This window comes from Thermococcus sp. GR5 (assembly GCF_012027535.1).
GTDB lineage: Archaea > Methanobacteriota_B > Thermococci > Thermococcales > Thermococcaceae > Thermococcus > Thermococcus onnurineus.
This window is the reverse complement of record NZ_SNUN01000001.1, coordinates 1-16,136: the sequence shown is the minus strand read 5'-3', so window position 1 is coordinate 16,136 and position 16,136 is coordinate 1. Positions and strand designations below refer to the sequence as shown.

At 51.0% G+C, this 16,136-nt stretch carries 21 protein-coding genes and 1 rRNA gene; 9 read left to right on the top strand and 13 right to left on the bottom strand.

What is annotated here, in order from left to right:
• Window positions 1–40 precede the first annotated feature (40 nt).
• Window positions 41–910, top strand: coding sequence for a HEAT repeat domain-containing protein (locus E3E33_RS00105; RefSeq protein ID WP_167711941.1), 870 nt, complete (start codon window positions 41–43; stop codon window positions 908–910).
• A 57-nt stretch (window positions 911–967) separates the two neighbouring features.
• Window positions 968–2,296, top strand: a complete 1,329-nt coding sequence (locus E3E33_RS00100) for an RsmB/NOP family class I SAM-dependent RNA methyltransferase (protein WP_167711942.1) — start codon at window positions 968–970, stop codon at window positions 2,294–2,296.
• Here the strand turns inward: E3E33_RS00100 and E3E33_RS11100 are convergent.
• Window positions 2,293–2,847: a mechanosensitive ion channel family protein gene (locus tag E3E33_RS11100; RefSeq protein ID WP_370519839.1), complete on the bottom strand. Its 555-nt coding sequence runs from the start codon at window positions 2,845–2,847 to the stop codon at window positions 2,293–2,295. The two genes, E3E33_RS00100 and E3E33_RS11100, sit on opposite strands and share 4 nt — an antisense overlap.
• Between E3E33_RS11100 and E3E33_RS11095 the strand changes: the two genes are divergently transcribed.
• Window positions 2,827–3,216 (top strand): hypothetical protein, encoded by a 390-nt coding sequence (locus E3E33_RS11095; protein ID WP_370519838.1) that lies wholly within the window; start codon window positions 2,827–2,829, stop codon window positions 3,214–3,216. The genes E3E33_RS11100 and E3E33_RS11095 overlap by 21 nt on opposite strands.
• Before the next feature lie 161 nt (window positions 3,217–3,377).
• Here the strand turns inward: E3E33_RS11095 and E3E33_RS00090 are convergent, their stop codons facing one another.
• The 6 genes from E3E33_RS00090 to E3E33_RS00065 all read right to left on the bottom strand — a co-directional run bounded on the left by E3E33_RS00090 (window position 3,378) and on the right by E3E33_RS00065 (window position 8,363).
• Window positions 3,378–4,016 (bottom strand): DUF432 domain-containing protein, encoded by a 639-nt coding sequence (locus E3E33_RS00090; RefSeq protein WP_167711943.1) that lies wholly within the window; start codon window positions 4,014–4,016, stop codon window positions 3,378–3,380.
• 621 nt (window positions 4,017–4,637) lie between these two features.
• Entirely contained in the window at window positions 4,638–5,300 is a 663-nt protein-coding gene (locus E3E33_RS00085; RefSeq protein WP_167711944.1) for a DUF434 domain-containing protein, read from the bottom strand.
• A gap of 21 nt (window positions 5,301–5,321) precedes the next feature.
• Window positions 5,322–6,092 (bottom strand): HD domain-containing protein, encoded by a 771-nt coding sequence (locus E3E33_RS00080; protein ID WP_167711950.1) that lies wholly within the window; start codon window positions 6,090–6,092, stop codon window positions 5,322–5,324.
• Between the two features lie 102 nt (window positions 6,093–6,194).
• On the bottom strand, window positions 6,195–6,605 hold the full coding sequence (locus E3E33_RS00075; protein ID WP_012572905.1) for a PIN domain-containing protein: 411 nt from the start codon (window positions 6,603–6,605) through the stop codon (window positions 6,195–6,197).
• Window positions 6,606–6,633: 28 nt separating this feature from the next.
• Window positions 6,634–7,866, bottom strand: coding sequence for a translation initiation factor IF-2 subunit gamma (gene eif2g, locus E3E33_RS00070; protein WP_012572906.1), 1,233 nt, complete (start codon window positions 7,864–7,866; stop codon window positions 6,634–6,636).
• A 119-nt stretch (window positions 7,867–7,985) separates the two neighbouring features.
• Window positions 7,986–8,363: a 30S ribosomal protein S6e gene (locus E3E33_RS00065; protein WP_012572907.1), complete on the bottom strand. Its 378-nt coding sequence runs from the start codon at window positions 8,361–8,363 to the stop codon at window positions 7,986–7,988.
• Window positions 8,364–8,507: 144 nt separating this feature from the next.
• Here E3E33_RS00065 and E3E33_RS00060 point away from each other — a divergent pair, with 144 nt between their 5' ends.
• A complete protein-coding gene (locus tag E3E33_RS00060) occupies window positions 8,508–8,678 on the top strand; it encodes a preprotein translocase subunit Sec61beta (RefSeq protein WP_012572908.1) in 171 nt (56 codons plus the stop codon).
• Here the strand turns inward: E3E33_RS00060 and E3E33_RS00055 are convergent.
• Complete coding sequence (locus E3E33_RS00055) at window positions 8,675–9,337, bottom strand: hypothetical protein (protein ID WP_012572909.1); 663 nt, start codon at window positions 9,335–9,337, stop codon at window positions 8,675–8,677. The genes E3E33_RS00060 and E3E33_RS00055 overlap by 4 nt on opposite strands.
• Window positions 9,338–9,430: 93 nt before the next feature.
• Here E3E33_RS00055 and engB point away from each other — a divergent pair, with 93 nt between their 5' ends.
• Complete coding sequence (gene engB, locus E3E33_RS00050) at window positions 9,431–10,042, top strand: GTP-binding protein EngB (protein WP_012572910.1); 612 nt, start codon at window positions 9,431–9,433, stop codon at window positions 10,040–10,042.
• Here engB and E3E33_RS00045 read toward each other — a convergent pair.
• Window positions 9,989–10,453 carry an Lrp/AsnC family transcriptional regulator gene (locus tag E3E33_RS00045; RefSeq protein WP_167711945.1) on the bottom strand — a complete coding sequence of 155 codons (465 nt, stop codon included), beginning with the start codon at window positions 10,451–10,453 and terminating at the stop codon, window positions 9,989–9,991. The genes engB and E3E33_RS00045 overlap by 54 nt on opposite strands.
• Before the next feature lie 163 nt (window positions 10,454–10,616).
• On the opposite strand from E3E33_RS00045, the gene E3E33_RS00040 reads away from it, so the two are divergent.
• Genes E3E33_RS00040 through E3E33_RS00030 form a run of 3 tightly spaced genes read left to right on the top strand, consistent with a single transcriptional unit; the run spans window position 10,617 to window position 12,952 of the window.
• A complete protein-coding gene (locus E3E33_RS00040; protein WP_167711946.1) occupies window positions 10,617–11,684 on the top strand; it encodes a Clp1/GlmU family protein in 1,068 nt (355 codons plus the stop codon).
• A 44-nt stretch (window positions 11,685–11,728) separates the two neighbouring features.
• Window positions 11,729–12,559 carry a geranylgeranylglycerol-phosphate geranylgeranyltransferase gene (locus E3E33_RS00035; protein WP_012572913.1) on the top strand — a complete coding sequence of 277 codons (831 nt, stop codon included), beginning with the start codon at window positions 11,729–11,731 and terminating at the stop codon, window positions 12,557–12,559.
• Between the two features lie 12 nt (window positions 12,560–12,571).
• Window positions 12,572–12,952, top strand: coding sequence for a hypothetical protein (locus tag E3E33_RS00030; RefSeq protein ID WP_012572914.1), 381 nt, complete (start codon window positions 12,572–12,574; stop codon window positions 12,950–12,952).
• 44 nt (window positions 12,953–12,996) lie between these two features.
• Here E3E33_RS00030 and E3E33_RS00025 read toward each other — a convergent pair whose 3' ends face one another.
• From E3E33_RS00025 to scpB, 4 genes are all read right to left on the bottom strand, one after another.
• Window positions 12,997–13,803 carry an OB-fold nucleic acid binding domain-containing protein gene (locus E3E33_RS00025; protein ID WP_167711947.1) on the bottom strand — a complete coding sequence of 269 codons (807 nt, stop codon included), beginning with the start codon at window positions 13,801–13,803 and terminating at the stop codon, window positions 12,997–12,999.
• Entirely contained in the window at window positions 13,800–14,177 is a 378-nt protein-coding gene (locus E3E33_RS00020; RefSeq protein ID WP_012572916.1) for a replication factor A complex, RPA14 subunit, read from the bottom strand. The genes E3E33_RS00025 and E3E33_RS00020 overlap by 4 nt, the downstream gene beginning before the upstream one ends.
• Window positions 14,178–15,242, bottom strand: coding sequence for an OB-fold nucleic acid binding domain-containing protein (locus E3E33_RS00015; protein ID WP_167711948.1), 1,065 nt, complete (start codon window positions 15,240–15,242; stop codon window positions 14,178–14,180). It abuts the gene before it with no gap.
• 124 nt (window positions 15,243–15,366) lie between these two features.
• Complete coding sequence (scpB, locus tag E3E33_RS00010) at window positions 15,367–15,954, bottom strand: SMC-Scp complex subunit ScpB (RefSeq protein ID WP_167711949.1); 588 nt, start codon at window positions 15,952–15,954, stop codon at window positions 15,367–15,369.
• Window positions 15,955–16,054: 100 nt separating this feature from the next.
• Here scpB and rrf point away from each other — a divergent pair.
• Window positions 16,055–16,136: ribosomal RNA gene (gene rrf, locus E3E33_RS00005) — 5S ribosomal RNA — on the top strand; the annotation flags it as partial.

Sequence of the window (16,136 nt, the reverse complement as noted above, 5' to 3'; positions counted from 1 at the left end):
GGTCGTAACTTCTGTTTGTATTCTCTGACGAATTAGTTAAATGAACCTTGAAGTTACTTTGGAATTCGGAAAGCGAAATCAATATATGTACAGATTCAAACTCTATAATATAATGCCCGCGAATAACCCCATATCAAAGACTGAGCTTAGGGAGTTAGTGCTTTCGTGGCAGATATTGGACGCAGTTAGTCTAGCCTTAGAGGATAAGCGGGCACTTTTTCTGATTCTGGAGCTTGCAGGAGAAGATGATGAAACCACACGCCTTAGAGCTTTCGTAGCTTTAGGTGAGATTCTCAAAAGGGCCGACAGTGATCTTAGGATGATGGTTCTGGAAAGACACTTGGATGTGTTTATCAATGCACTATCCCAAGAGAACGAAAAGGTTACTATCAAGGCCCTTCGTGCCCTTGGATACCTGGTTGAGGGTGTCCCCCTGGAATCAAAAGCGTTTCTGAAGGCGGCGAAGACTCTGGTTAGCTTGTTAGAAAGCCCGGACGACATGATGAGGATAGAGACCATCGATGTCCTTTCAAAGTTACAGCCCTTAGAAGATTCGAAATTGGTGAGGACATACATAAACGAACTTGTGGTTTCCCCTGATCTCTACACAAAGGTGGCGGGGTTTTGTCTGTTCCTCAACATGCTGAATTCGTCCGCTGATAGTGGCCATTTGACACTTATACTTGATGAGATTCCTTCTCTTCTCCAGAACGACAACGAGTTTATTGTGGAACTAGCTTTGGACGTGCTTGAAAAAGCTTTGAGTTTTCCTCTTCTAGAAAACGTGAAAATCGAACTCTTGAAGATTTCCCGGATTGTGGATGGTTTGGTTTACCGGGAAGGAGCACCCATAATACGACTGAAGGCCAAAAAGGTTTCTGATCTGATTGATTCTGTGATTTCCACTTGACTCCAGTTGTTCGCAGACTTTAAAACCTCAACCAGGAACACCCAATGAGGGGTTGAAGTGGGAAAGCTTAAGCTGAGTGACAGGCAGCTCTATGCTATCATTGAAGCTGTTAAGCTTGGTGAGGAGCTTAAGCCGAGTCAGCAGGCTAAGAGAAAGGCCTTCGCCAAGTATAAGATTGAAGGCTGGGAAAATTCTAAGCTAACGGGTATATTCTACTCCATTCAGCGCAGACTTGGTTTGATAGATGAGATAATAGAAGAACTAATTGGCATTTCTCCACTCATCCTTGACCCCTGGCTGAGGGCTACGCTGAGGGTTGCCATTGAGGTGGCGATCTTTAGGGATCCAAGCGAGAGAACGAGGCAACATCTTAAGGGGCTCGCCCAGTTTCTATCGAAGAAAACGCACCCCTTTGTGGGCTATTACTACTACGACCTTCTTCCGAGGATTCTTGAGTACGTTCCAAAGCTCGATACCGAAGAGAAGCGCCTGAAGTGGGACTACCTTTTTCCCGAGTGGTTCATAAAAAGAATGAAAGAACTCATTGGAGACGAGGCGGAGGAGCTTCTCAAGGCCCTCAACGAGACCCTGCCTATGAGCATGAGGGTTAACCTGCTGAAGACGAGCGTTGACGAGGTCGAGGATTATCTAAAAAGCAAAAATGTCCGCTTTGAGAGGAGTGAGCGCGTTGGAACAGTTTTGAGAATCCTCGACTCCTTCAACCCTGAGTGGCTCTTCAACAAGGGCTGGACAATTCCCCAGGAGGAAGCGGCGGCGGTTGCCTCACTAGTTTTGGCTCCAGAACCTGGCGAAACCGTCGTTGATCTGGCTGCCGCCCCGGGTGGAAAGACCGCACACATGGCAGAGCTGATGAACAATACTGGCAAAATCTACGCTTTCGACATTGACTCGGCGAGGATAAAACGCATGAAAGAAGTTCTCAGGAGAGCTGGAGTTGAGATAGCCGAGACCATAAAGGCCGACGGCAGAAAAGCCCCAGAAATCCTCGGGGAGAAGATAGCTGATAGAGTCCTTCTTGATGCACCGTGCACGAGCGACGGGACTATAGTCAAAAATCCAGAGCTCCGATGGCGCCTGCGCGAGAAGAATATTCCAAAGGTCGTTCAGCTTCAGAAAGAGCTCATTGAGAGTGCCTGGAAGCTTTTGAAGCCTGGGGGGAGGCTGCTTTATTCAACCTGCTCGATGCTGCCAGAAGAAAACGAGGAGGTTGTGGAGTGGTTCCTGAAGAGGCATGAGGATGCTGAACTGATACCACTAAACGGCCCTTACGATGGAGGATTTCTGTCCGGAACGATGAGGGCGTGGCCTCACAGGCACAGGACGATAGGCTTCTTCTACGCGCTGATAGAAAAGAAAGGGGATTAGGACTCCTTATCTACCTTTACTCTCAGCTCGTTGGCGAACCAGTTCACTCTCTGCGGGAACGGTATCTCTATTCCCGCCTCGTCCAGAGCCTTCTTGATTCTGGATACGGCCTCAGTCCTGACGTCGAACCATCTCTCGCTCGGCGCCCAGGCTCTGATTGAAAGCACCACCGCGCTATCCCCAAGTTCCTTTACGAACACGACCGGCCCTGGCTCGGCTAAAACGAGGGGCATCTCATTGAGAGTCTTTTTTATAACCTCGATAGCCTTCTCAGTATCGGCACTGTAGGCTATGCCGATCTCAATCTCTACCCTTCTCGCCGGATATCTCTGAAGGTTGATGATATTGCTGTTGAAGAGCTTCTCGTTCGGAATCCTGATGAGCGTTCCGTCCCAGGCGCGAATTCTCGTTGAAAGTATCCTTATGTCCTCGACAATGCCCTCGAGTTCACCTATTTTCACTTGGTCACCTATGTTGAGTGGCTTGTCGAAGTACATGAAGATTCCTGAGATGAAGTTTGCAACGACGGTTTGTGCCGAGAAACCGAGGATGATACCAGTTATTCCTGCCGCTGCCAGAAGGGCGCTCAGCTCAGCACTTATTCCGGCAAAGCTGAGAGCCAGAAAGAAAGCTATGGTGATGAAAGTGTAGTAGAATATCTTCGCCTTTACCTGAACGTCGGAGGAAGGTTTCTTGCCCGCGCTCATTATGAGGTAGTCCTTGGATTTTTTGGCGATGAGGTATGCAAAGTAGAAGAAGCCGACCGCGAAGGCGATGTTTCCAACGCTGGTGGATCCTATCTGGTAGTTCATCACGCCTATCACGTAGAGCGCCCATATCATGCCTCCGAGCACGAACATGCGGAACACTATGTCAGCGGTGTCCTCGTTGATTATCCAGGTGAGAGTGGTTTCCTTTGACTTTCGAATTATGAGCTTTCTCAGAATTCTCCCGAGAATTATCATGCCTATTACGATGAGAATCGCCTCAATGCCCGTCCAGAGACTTATCTCAATAGGTATCAGACTTCCCACGCCTCTCGGTGAATTTGTGGTCGTGTTGCCCGTCACGTTAGCCATCGTCACCACCTCATCTTGAAGTTCGGTAGAGGTTCTGCTTTATGGGTGGCCTTGAGCGTCCCATCGGGCGGGTTGCCGGTGTTATTGACCTCGTAGGGCTCTTTCGTCGTCAGTATCACGAGGGGATAGTAGGCCTTTTCGCTGGAGTAGAACATAACACTGTTCCTTATCGGGACGGTTATCCTTTCCACGAGCTTCCATTCGTCAGTGGGGTTGTTTATCACGAGCTTCATGATTCCTAGCTCGTCGGGAATTTTATCGTGGAACTCACTCACGTGATAGCGCGCTATCACTCCGATGTTATTCTCGCCATAGAGGGCGTATTTCTCCCTTCCTACAACAAAGCGGTCTATCGTGGCGTTTCCGCTCTTGACTTCAATGTCCACGGGGGCGGAGAGGTATCCGGTCAGTCTTTTCCTGGGGGGAACGGCTATCCTTGGTGAGAACCTTATCATGAGGAACTTGACGCCATAGCCCTCAGCTGGGGCCGGGAGTACCCTGAAGGCGCCATCGCCCTTCTTTATGAGAACTCGAACATCATCCCGCGTGTAAAGCACGCTGTCATCGGCCCTTTCGAGGAGGTGTATCTTCTTGTTGAGGATTTTGATGAACTTCGTTCTGAGCTCGTGCTCTCCGAACATGAAAGAAAATAGGTTTTGAAAGATTTAAAGTTTGCCTGAAAGTGGAAAACTGAAAAGCAAAAAAAGCCTTGGACCTTCCCAAAACCGATGTCCTCGATTTGAAGTGGGTGAAAACGTTGGCACCGCCTGTTCGATGGAGACTCCCCTGGCCTCAATGGGTACTGGCAGTTGGCCGTTGGAACAGCCTCCCCCTGTCCGGTGACGTCGCCAAAAGTGTACGTCCACCTGACCGTTGATATTTTGAAGTTTTTTGCCTCCGAGTGCAATCGTTCCATCCGGCTCTCTCGTAGTTGTACTGTCGGCCCGGTATTCTCCAGCTATCCTGTCTTGTAGAGGTTTTCACCCTCCAGCACAGCCCAGAAGCTGAAGTTGCAGAAGCCGAACCAGCTCATATGGATAATCTCCAGATTAGGTATGTTTGGGATCATATCGATGTCTCCTTCCTGGTACGGAGTTACCCCCTCATGTTGCCGACCGCTTCGGGGTTGTAGAACTCGAATTCCTGATTACCATACTTCATTCAGATGTCCACAGCGTCCCTCTCCGGCGTAAAGTGGTTAGTAAAGGTTTTCAAAAGTTTCAAGTGAGCCTGTAACTGTTCGAAGAAAATAAATCTAAGTGTTAAACCTCCTCTGAACACATTTTCCCCATAAACTCAACGAATGGCCTCGCTCCCTTTCCGAGCTTCTCGCCGACGTATCCAGCGAGGTCAAAGACGTGGGGAACTCTGACGATTATCCCCACATCCGCGGTGGCAACCACCTCAAAGGCCTTGAGCTCAAAATCGGGGCTTTTAACCAGTTTTACTTCCCCAGGAATATCAAATTCCTTCAGCTTCTCCTCGGTCAGCCTCTTGACCTCTCCGCTTCCCGGCACGTTCTTCCCGTAAAAGAAGACCGTCTTCTTAATCCCCAGTTCCTTCAGGGCCATCGCGATTTTAGTAAGCAAATCACCGGTCCTCTCGTTGATTCTATACCTCCCTTGGTACTTCAGGTCCCTTATCAAGCCGTCCTCGCAGAGTATTGCTTTCCCATCGAGGAGAGATTCGAGGGTTATGAGGACGTTGAAACCGTCTACCGCCAGAACCTTCCCGACAAGTTCTTCGGGTTTTAGGAGCTTTCCCTCAACTTCCCTGATCCATCCATCAGAAAAGACGCATCTGGCCAGAAGATGCCGCTCTTTTTTCGTAAGCCTGTAGTGGTTGGCAACGAATTCTAATGCATAGCTTTTCCGGTAGCCCCTGTTGAGCAGATATTTGAGATCAACGTAGGCATCTCGAAGCATGGAGAAGGTTGGGATGGAAGGTTAAATAACCTTCTCCATTATCTCTTCGCCGACGTAAATTCTTATCCTAACCTTTCCGCTCAGTACTGAGCTTTTGACCTTCTTGGTGAGAATTTCGTCCACTTGGAAGACTCCTGCGAGGTGCTTCATCCATATCTCAATGAGTATCGGCTGCTCCTCGTTTCCTTCCCTTATTTCGACCTTCTCTATTGCCAGGGCTGAGACGGCGTGTATGTCAACGCGGTCCTTCTTGTGGACGAGCCTGCTCCTTCCGGCTTCCATATCGCAGCCGTCCGCTATGGTGACGAGGCTCCCCTCAATGGTTGTGCACGGCACGTGCTCATCGTGCGTGTAGATGGCGTTCAGCGTGAGCGCTTTGAGGAGAAGCCAATCATCCGTTTCAAACTCCCTGGCGAGCTTGTCTATTATTGGCTCCGTAAGCAGGGCACTGAACTCGTAGTGGTTTATTCTGTGTATCATGTTGCCGACGTCGTGGAAGAGCGCTCCAAAAGCAACGATGAACTTGCTCCAGCGGAAAGGCTTGCCGAGCTTCTCCGCTGTGGTCTCAATTCCAAACTTTTTGATAATTTTCAGTAGCTCCAAGGCCCGTCTCGTTGTGAGGAGAACGTGGATCGGTCCGTGGTCGTTGAAGCCGTAGACGTTGAGGACTATGTAGTTGGTGGTCTCGAAGTAGTAGATGTGTTCCCTGAAGGCCCTCTCGTACATCTGGTAGAGTTCGTCGTCCTCCATTAGTTCCCTAATCTCTCTCAAAAGATCCTCTTCGGTGTACATATTTCCCACCCAAATGCATGGAGAAAAGGAAGTTTTAAGGGTTTTGAACGCCCAGGCGAAAAGAACTCTTTGAATGGTTGTTGGGCTTGGACAGAAAATAGCTCACTCCAGCATTCCTTCAAGCTCCAGAATCTTCTTGGAGCGGAGGTACACGACCGGAATGCCCTTCGCGCGGAGCCTCTTTTTCAGCCCCTTATCGTTGGTGCAGACCACAACACGCTCGTTATTCAGGGCGAAGTCAAAAATCTGGTCGTCTATTGGCCTCTCCCCAAACCAGCCTATATCCACGGTCTCGAACCTCTCAGCCAGCTTCTTCGCCATCCTGATGGCCATCAAGTCCTTCCCGCGGGACTTTCTTTCGATGACGTCCAGTTCCTGAAGGACAACGTTTGGAATTACAATCCTGAACTTCACATCGAGAACCCTGTTCAGCTCGGATATTATGTCGACGCCGAACTGTCCCGGGACGAGGAGAAAGTTGGTATCGGGAATAACGAGCCATTCGCGGTGCATGGAGACCACCAAATGAGAAAAGAGAGGGTCACTCCCTGATGAAGCCGTAGCCTATGAGGCGCCACCTGCTGCCGACCTGCCTGCTGATGGCAACCCTGTCGCCGACCTCGGCGCAGATGGGTATCTGGAGCTTGAGCTCGATCTCGTCCTTGCCGAGTCCGGTGACGAGACCCATCGTTCTTGCCGTTCCAACGTTGAGGAGCAGGACTTCCCTCCTTTTGATCGGCTCGACCTTGAGCTCCTCCTCGGTTCCCACAACCCTCTCGAGGAGATGAACCTCAAGCCTGAGCTCGTCCCACACCGGCGGAAGCTGGCCAGGTTTTCCTACGACGTTTCCGGCCATGAGGTCGCCCTTGGTGAGGTACGGATCGAGCTTGGTGCCGACGCCGACGAGCCCACCTGGATATGCCTCCTCGACGAACCTTCCTCCTGCCTGAAGGGACACTATCTCGGTGGTTATCGGCTCGTACTTGATCCTGCCGTGCTCCTCGTAGGGAACGCCCGGGCGGATCTCTATCTCGTCGCCGACTTTGAGCTTGCCCTGGACTATCGAACCGCCGATGACTCCGCCGACGAGCTTTTCCGGCTTGGTTCCTGGCTTGTTAACGTCAAAACTCCTCAGAACGAGCATCTTGGGCGGCTTGTTCGGATCATGCTCAGGTGTTGGGATGAACTCCTCTATTGCAGCTAAGAGAACGTCAACGTTGGCTCCATGCAGGGCTGAAATCGGAATTATTGGGGCGTTCTCGGCGACGGTGCCTTTGACGAACTCCTTTATCTCCTGATACCTCTCAATGACTTTCTCCCTGTCGACAAGCTCGATCTTGTTGAGGGCTATGACGATGTTCTTATTGCCGACTATCTGAAGGGCCATGAGATGCTCCCTGGTCTGGGGCATTACACCCTCGTTGGCCGCTATGACGAGAACGGCACCGTCCATGAGGGAAGCTCCAGCGAGCATTGTTGTCATCAATGCCTCGTGACCGGGAGCATCGATGAAGGAGACTCTCCTCTCAAATTCGGTTTCATGGCCGCAGTAAGGACATATCGGTGAAGTTGAGTATCTGCCGCAGCTCGGGCACTTCCTTATCTCTGCATCGGCGAAGCCTATCTTGATGGTGATTCCTCTCCTTAGCTCCTCGCTGTGGGTGTCAGTCCAGATTCCGGTCAGGGCCTTCGTGAGTGTCGTTTTACCGTGATCAACGTGACCAACCATTCCGATGTTAACCTCGGCCTGTCTAAACTCCTTCTTCTTTGCCATCTTCTCTCACCCCTAAATTTAGAGAGTTTGGGCATTTATTAAGGTTACCTCAGGGGAAGAACTCGAAGGACATACTCCAAGGCAAGCAGAAAAGCAGTAAGTTGGGGAAAGGAGGAAGCTCAGAAGACGAGCTTCATGTTGATCTGGACGATCTCGGGGCTGATGGTGTTGCCCCTAACGGTCTTCTTCCTCCTCTCACCCTTCTCCTTAGGCCTGAAACCCGGCCCCCTAGAGACGAGGATCTTGACCCTCCTCGGACCATGGACATCGGGCCTCATGGGGAAGCCATCCTTGTCGGTTCCGCCGGTTATCTTGAGCTTGGTATCGGCTGGAATCTCCTCGCCGAATATCTCGGTGAGGTTGAGGCCAAGCTCCTTGGCGGAGATCTCCTCTCCGATCCTCTTTCCGATGAGCTTCTCTGCCTCTTCGCCGCTTATCTCGACCTGCCTGGCTATCCCGTTCTTCGGGTTCGATATGACAAGCTTAAAGGTCGCCATTTCCTCCCACCTCCTATGTCATTAGCGGGATTCATTGGGGAAACCCCTTATCCACCATGGGCTGTGGATTATCTTTTAAAAAGTTTCCCCTATCAAAACTTTTTTATACCTCTCTGGTGGTAGCCATCTTAAGAGGTGAGAGAGATGGCAAAGGAAAAGGCCACACTTCCCCCGACCGGTGCGGGTCTCATGAGGTTCTTTGATGAGGACACCAAGGCAGTAAAGATAAGCCCAAGGGGCGTTATAGCCCTCACGCTGATACTCGTTGCCCTTGAGATACTTCTCCACGCCTTTGGGCCCCAGATCTTTGGCTAAATGAAGCTCGTTTTCTTTAATCCCCTTGCGTTCAGCTCTTCGTTTATTATTGTCCTGACGATTTCTTCAAGCTGGCTCTGGATGAGCTTGTCAACATCGTCCTTTATTTTGTCTATGTCGTGCCTGAGACCTTCGAGGAGCCTTATGTAGTCCTTGGCCATTTCGAGCTGGCCCTCCTGTCTGACCAGTTGCTCTTTGAGGTGTTCGAAGTCCTCTTTCATGACATGGAGCTTTCTAAGCTCTCTCTGAAGCTCATCCAGCTGCTTGGTAAGTGAGTAGTTCTCCTCCTTGAGCTTTTCTATGAGCCTCTCCTTGGTCTCGAGCTCCCTAACCAGGGCGTTGTACTCCTCGGCTATCTGGGTGAGCCTCTCTATCTCTCTTAGTGGGGGCACCTTACCGTTTCCGAGGATTATAACGTCTGGACCAACGTTGACTATATCGCTTGGCCTTATTTTCATCTTCTTCTCGTTGGAGAACATTCCTGGGTGTTCACCCTTTCCAAGGTTCTCCACGAGCTTCATCTTCAGGATGAAGTAGAACTGGTCGCCCTCAACCTCGACGTTGATGTCCGTCACAAACCCAAGTATCTTTCCCTCCGTGAGGGATATCACAAACTTGTTGATGAGCTGGTTGGCTTTAGCTTCACTGCCCTCTACCATAAACACCACCGCGATTATTTATCGCTCGGCCTACTTAACTTTTCCGCCAAGCCTTATAAGGTGAAAAAACTTCAACTCCCTTCGGTGAGAGCCATGATAATCTTTGTGGGACGGTCGAACGTTGGAAAAAGCACGCTCATCTTCCGTCTTACTGGAAAGTGGGTCAGGAGGGGCAAGAGGCCAGGAGTTACGAGAAAGCCTGTGGAGGTTAGCTGGAGGAACCGAAAGGTCGTCGACATGCCTGGCTTCGGCTTTATGAGCGGTCTGCCGAAGGAAAAGCAGGAGAAGATTAAAGATGAGATAGTGCACTTCATAGAGAACAACGCCGATGAGATAGACCTAGCAATCCTCGTCATAGATGGCAAGAGTGTGCTGGAGATAATAGAGCGCTGGGAGAAGCGCGGTGAGATTCCGATAGACGTAGAGTTCTTCCAGTTCCTGCGGGAGCTGAAGATACCGACGATAGTGGCGGTGAACAAGATAGACAAGGTGAAGAACGTCCAGGGGACCATAACGAGGCTCGCCGAGAAGTTTGGAGTTCCCTATAGCGAGATAAACGAGATTTTCGTGCCAATCTCAGCTAAGTTCGGAAAGAACCTCGACGAGCTTAGAATGCTAATAGAGAAGAAGCTAAGGGAGGGCAGGAAGCCCTCAGAGGACTTCAAGGACGATGTGGGTAATGGTCTCCTTGACGCCGTCGAGTGAGGCTATTTCCTCGAGAATCTCGTCGAGCCGGGTCTTGTCTGCCTCGATGATGAGGTCGATGTCGCCGGTGACGCGGTATATCTTCTTTATCTTGAGCCTCTTTATCTGTTCGTAGACGTGCTTTCTCTTGGTTGGCTCTATCCTCACAAAGACGAAAACATCCCCCTTCTTCTCGCCGAGGAGGTCGAGGGCCTTGTTGGTAAGGTCGATAAAGCCCCTACCGGTTCTTATATAGCCAAGCTCCTTGAGAACTTTGAGATGATTGCTTAAGGCCTGTCTGGTTATTCCGAGTTCCTCGGCGAGCTCGTCTTGGGTCTTCTCAACGGTATGAACCTCTATGGTCTTTCCTTCCTCGTAGAACTTCCTGAGCAACCTAATCTGTCTTGGGGTGAGAGTGGGTTTTTCTTCCATTTTTAAAACCTCCTTTGCAAGGTTAGCATTTGCACCTTGTATTAAACCAACTATTTTCAAGGTCAATGTCAAATTTTTCTGGCCTTCACACTGATAGCCCCCGACCACACTTATAAGTTTTTCTCAAAGTTAGCTTTTTAATTCCCAGCTCTAATCAACTCACATGAACAAAGCAGGCTATACTGAGGACGTTCCCCCCGACAGGTTTGAACTCCTTGACAAGATAGCCCAGTCAGAGAGACCCATTAGGGTAATGCTCATCGGCGGAACCGACAGCGGAAAGACGACCCTCCTGACGTTCCTTGCGAACGGTCTCATTGAAATGGGTCTCAGAGTTGCGATAATCGACAGCGATGTCGGCCAGAAGGGAGTTCTCCCCCCAGCAACGGTGAGCTTAGCTTTCCCTGAAGGTCCCTTTGACTCGATCAGCAATTTAAAGGCTCGTGCTCACTACTTCATTGGGACCACTTCTCCCAGCCAGTATACAGGTGAGATGGCAGTTGGTGTCAAGAGATTGGTTGATATTGCCGTTCAGGATGCGGATGTCGTTTTGGTAGATACTACCGGCTTCGTCACCGGTCCGGGCGTAGAGATGAAGCGCCTCAAAGCCGAACTCGTGAGACCTGAACTGATAGTTTTCCTTGAGAGGGAGAACGAGCTCTCTCACATAAAACGGCTACTCTCTCCCTACGGTGAAGTCCTGAGCCTCTCAGTGAGCGGCAGAGCGAGGGAACACTCGAGGGAGGAGCGCAGGGAAATAAGACGGGAGAAGTGGGGGGCTTACTTCTCAAGTGCTGGTCTGATTAATGTTGATTTGAATAATGTCGTTCCAACCGGAACGGAACTCTTCAGAGGCAGACCGTTAACGGCCGAGGAAAAGGAACTTCTATCGTCCCTCTTCAAGTGGCTCGTTCTGTCTGGCTGGAAAAGCGAGCGTTACACCGTCGTCAAGGCTGATATCGAGAGCGTTCCAAGGCACTACAGCAAGTTCGTTATTCACGCTGTTGACTTCGAAAAGCTGAGCAACTTGCTGGTTGGTTTCATCGATAAAGACGGTCTCTGCCTCGGCATTGGGATACTGAAGTGGATAAACTTCAGCGAGATGAATGCCCAGGTCCTGACGCCCATATCTTTAGAAGAACTCGAAAGAGCAGTCGAGCTTCGTTTTGGGCGCATAAGGGTGCTCGAAAGCGGCGAAGAGCTTGGCCTGTTGAGAAGGGAGGAGCTCTAGCAAAGATTTTTAAGTCAATAACCTAATCGAATTAGGTGGCCCTAATGGAACTCAAGGCGTTCATTGAGATAACCCGGCCTCATAACTGTATCCTTGCCGGGATAGTGGGCCTTCTGGGCTCGATAGTGGCCCTTGGTCACTTCCCCGACCCAAAAACGGCTCTGCTTATCTTCTTAGTGGTCACTGTGGGCTGCGCCGGAGGAAACACGATAAACGATTACTTCGACTATGAGATAGATAAAATCAACCGCCCCGAAAGGCCCCTGCCAAGGGGGGCAATGGGCAGGAAGGTTGCACTCTACTACTCGATGCTCCTCTTTGCGGTTGGTCTTGCCCTGGCATACATGATAAACATCTACGCCTTCATCCTTGGGGTGATAGCCTATGTCACGATGTTCATCTACGCCTGGAAGCTCAAGCCCCTTCCGTTCGTCGGAAACATTGTCGTTGCCGGCCTTACCGGTGCAACTCCGCTCTACGGTGCGGTCGCTGTTGAACACCTCGGGCTGGCCGGCTATTTAGCGATCTGTGCCTTTCTCGTTAACGTTGCCAGAGAGGTTATTAAGGACATTGAGGATGTGGAGGGCGATATGGCCAAAGGCGCTAAAACACTACCCATAATCTGGGGGAAGAAGAGAGCGGCCTACGTTGGGGTCCTCTTTGCGCTGCTGACGGTCATCGCTTCGTTCCTTCCTGTCAAGGCAAGTGTTGGCGTCGGCTACTACGCGATGGTCCCTGTTGATTTACTCATACTCTACGCGGCCTACCTGATCCTGAGGAACCAGGACAGGGAGGTTGCACATAAATCACAGAAGCTGCTCAAGATGAGCATTTTCCTGGCGGTTATGGCTTTCCTTATAGCAGCGATAGTTTGAGGAGGTGAGATCATGGAGTTTAAGGATGAGCTCATAAGAAGCCTTGAGGGGGAAGAGCTCTGGACAGTCATCACATTCAAAACCCCTCATGGTCCGGGAAAGACCCTGGAGAAGCTCGTAGAGGCACTTGAAGATGCTGGCTGGAGGATAACGTTTAAGGCCAACTGGTGGACGGCTGACATTCCCTATGGTTTAGTCAGAATAGACGCGAAAAAAGACGGAAAGGAGAAGATAGTGCTTGGCAAGTGGATACTCGGAGGCAAATGCAAGCTGATAAGGATTGAGAACATGGATCTCATCAAGGGCCGCGACGAGTTCTTCCGCATGGTTGACAGCATAACCTCGACTCTCATTCACGACCCTGTCATAAGGACGATGAGGGAGCAGTATTGACTTCTGCTTTTTCTATTTTTCGAGGGGATTAAAAGAGAAAGAGCTCACAGCGGCTCGTAGTAGCCTATCTCCGGTTCGTAGATTTCTCCTTCGGCCAGAAGCTGTGTTATGGCCTCCTCGATGAGCTCCTCGTTGAACTCCTTCGAGAGCTTCTTGATGATGAACTTGTGGGACAGTGCCTTTTGCTTCTCCTTCAACAGATCAAGGACGACCTTCTTAGCCTTTTCGAGCTCTGGGTTCTCCTCAGTCTTTTCCTCGACTTCAGGAACTTCCTCTTCGAAGAGCTCCTCCTCGAGGTTCCTGTGCTCGAGCATTATCGTGTAGAGCTCGTCAATTGTCAGCAGTAGGTCCTCGCTAACGCCCTTATTCTTGGCTATAACCTTGGCCTTCGCAGTGATACCGTACTTATCGTAAATCTCGAATGCTATCTGAGCCTTCTTGGCGTGTTCGACCTTCTCCTTCAGCGTCTCAAAGCGGTGGAGTATCCACATGTTGGGATTGACTTTGGAGATACCCTCGACAAGTATCTGCTTGTCATCGCGCCATTCGGCAACCTTGCCAATTATCTGGACGAGGTCGCCCTTCTTGACGAGCCTGATGAACCTCGTGTCGTCTCTAAAGCCGAGCACCCATATGGTTCCGGTTCCGTCGTCGATCTGGAGCTTTCCATAGGTCTCGTCGTCACTTATAACCGGCTCGCGAACGACGGTGGCGACGACCTTGACGCGGTAGACCTTTCTCGCGTCCTTCGTTATAAGGTAGTTGGGCTCGAAGTCCCCTTCACTCTTAACGTAGTAGCCGTCGATGATGTCCTTGATGTAGACCCTGCTCGCTGGGAGACGCTTTTTCATAGCTCCTCACCTCCAAAGAACTCGATGACGCTCTCCACCCTGGGGAGAACCTTCCTCTCAAGCTCCCTAATCTCCTCCAGCGCCTCCAAATCTGCCTCGCTGAAGTCCTGTATAACCTCGCCGTAGATGTGAATGCCTTCTTCGTTCCTGATGACCCTGCCGACGACCCTAACGGTCTGGCCGTTCTGGGGGAGGACGTTCTCCTCGCTCTCGATGAGTATGACCCCGGTTCCGTCGTCGAGCCAGAAGGTGTAGTCCATCTTGTCAACCTTGAAAGCCTTGCCTATAAGCGCAACTCTCGTGTCGTCTTCCCTTATCTCGCCTATCTTCCTCTCGACGGCGGGCTTGCGCCGCCTGTACCTGACCTCCTCCATTCACAGCACCTCCTTAATGACCTCCTTCAGCTCGGCCCTGACGCGGCTTATCTCTCTCTTGTAGTCCACCTCGTCCCAGCCAAAGGCCTTGAGGATTAGCCCAAGGAACTTGTCGTCCACGACGTTGCCCCTGACGACTATTTCCCTTCCGAGCAGGTAGTAGTACTCCTCCTCCGCGAGCTTTCTGCCGGCTTCCTTGAGGGCCAGTCCGTCCTCCACCAGCTCCCTGAGCTTTTCTGCTATCTCCTCTGGGTCTTTTCCGAGAAGCTCGGCCGCATCGTCGCCGAAGAGCGTCGTCCTTATGTAACCAGTTGAGTCGTCGAGGCCAAAGTCGATGATGGTTATCTTTATCGGCTGGATCTCGCCGTGCTCGGGGCATATCCACGTATCTGTTGCCGGCTCGTAATCAACTTTCCTCCTGCACTCAGGGCAGGCGTCGTAAACGGTAACCCTGTAAAGCCTCGCTATCGTTCCCCTGACCTCAACAAAGCGCTCGCCGCCCATGAGCTCGCCTATCTTTGTTCTTCTGTAGTTGTAGCTTCTCACTTCCTCCAGCGGTGGTATCTCCTCGACACGCGGGTCTTCCGGATTGAGTATTATCCTTGTCCTGAAGTTGGCGTGGAGCTCAACTCCGCTCCTTCCCTCTCTAACGCTCGGATCGATGATCTTGATGATGTCGCCCGGGTTCAGCTCGTTGTAGTACTTTGCCACCTGAGCGTCCCAGAGAACGAGCCTTGTCTTTCCGGTTGAGTCGTAGATTATCACGTTTGCAACCTGGCCGGTTGAGCCGTCCCTCTTCTGGTACTCCCTCGGCGGGTACTTCCTCAGTATCCTCGCGACTATGTTGACGTTGGCCATTCCGGGGACAAGGTCCGCTATGTGGAGAAGTTCCTCCTTGCCCTCCAGGTTAACGCCCAGTTCCTCCGCGAGCATTAAAGCTGCCGCGTGCTCGGAAATACCCTCGCGGGATGCTATCTCCGCTATCCTCTCCTCAATTTCATTCCTCGAGAGGCCCTTCTGCCTCTCGATCATCTCGATGATCTGCTCCTTTGTCAGCACTACCATAACACTCACCTTAATGGTAATACAGGGTGGTGGTATTTAAACTTTTCTCCGGAGGCCGAGTTTCCGGAAAAAGCTTCCGTATTCCTCCCAAGAACAGAAATAAGTAAACTGAGGGGTCAAGAAATTACTCTTCGCTTTCCTGAGGCATTTCTTCTTTTTCTTCTTTCCCTTCGAGTTTTGCTATCAGGTCGCTGTACTCGGCATGAACCACCTTCTTGAATGCTTCCTTGATCATCATGGGGTCGTTCTCTGGGAAGCCGTAGAGCTCTGCGAATTTGGGGGTCGTTCCAAGAAGCTTTGTCCTCTCATAGGGCTCGGCGTAGATAAGTCCCATCTCGAGGAGCTTCCTTATGTGCTCGTAGGCCTGACTCCCGCGGAGTTTAACAAGCTTGCTCTGCTCTATAGGCTGGAGGTAGGCTATAAGGGCCAGGGTCTTCAGCTCGCCAGTCCTTAAGTCCGGTCTTGGCATCAGGTGGACGACCTTCTGTGAATACTCCTGCTTCACCTGCATGACGTATTTATCGCCCAAAACGCGAACCACTTCGATTGCGCTCTTTCTCTCAGCGTATTCAGCTGCTATAAGCTCGATGAGCTTCTCGAGGTAATCCAGCGACCTTATCCCGAGGGCTCTGGAGAGCTCTTTAATGCTCAGCGGCCGACCAGAAACGAAAAGGGCAGCTTCGACAAGGGCCTTGTCCTCTAGGAGTCCCATTATTATCACCTCTCCCTAAAGCCTCTCCGGCGATGACTATAATCTTTTCTCCTTCTTTGACCGTAATCTTTATAAACCCATCCCGATAGGTCAATAGCGGTACGGCGGTCATAGCGGCGGGGTCACACCCGGTCTCGTTTCGACCCCGGAAGTTAAGCCCGCCAGCGATCCCGGGTGTACTG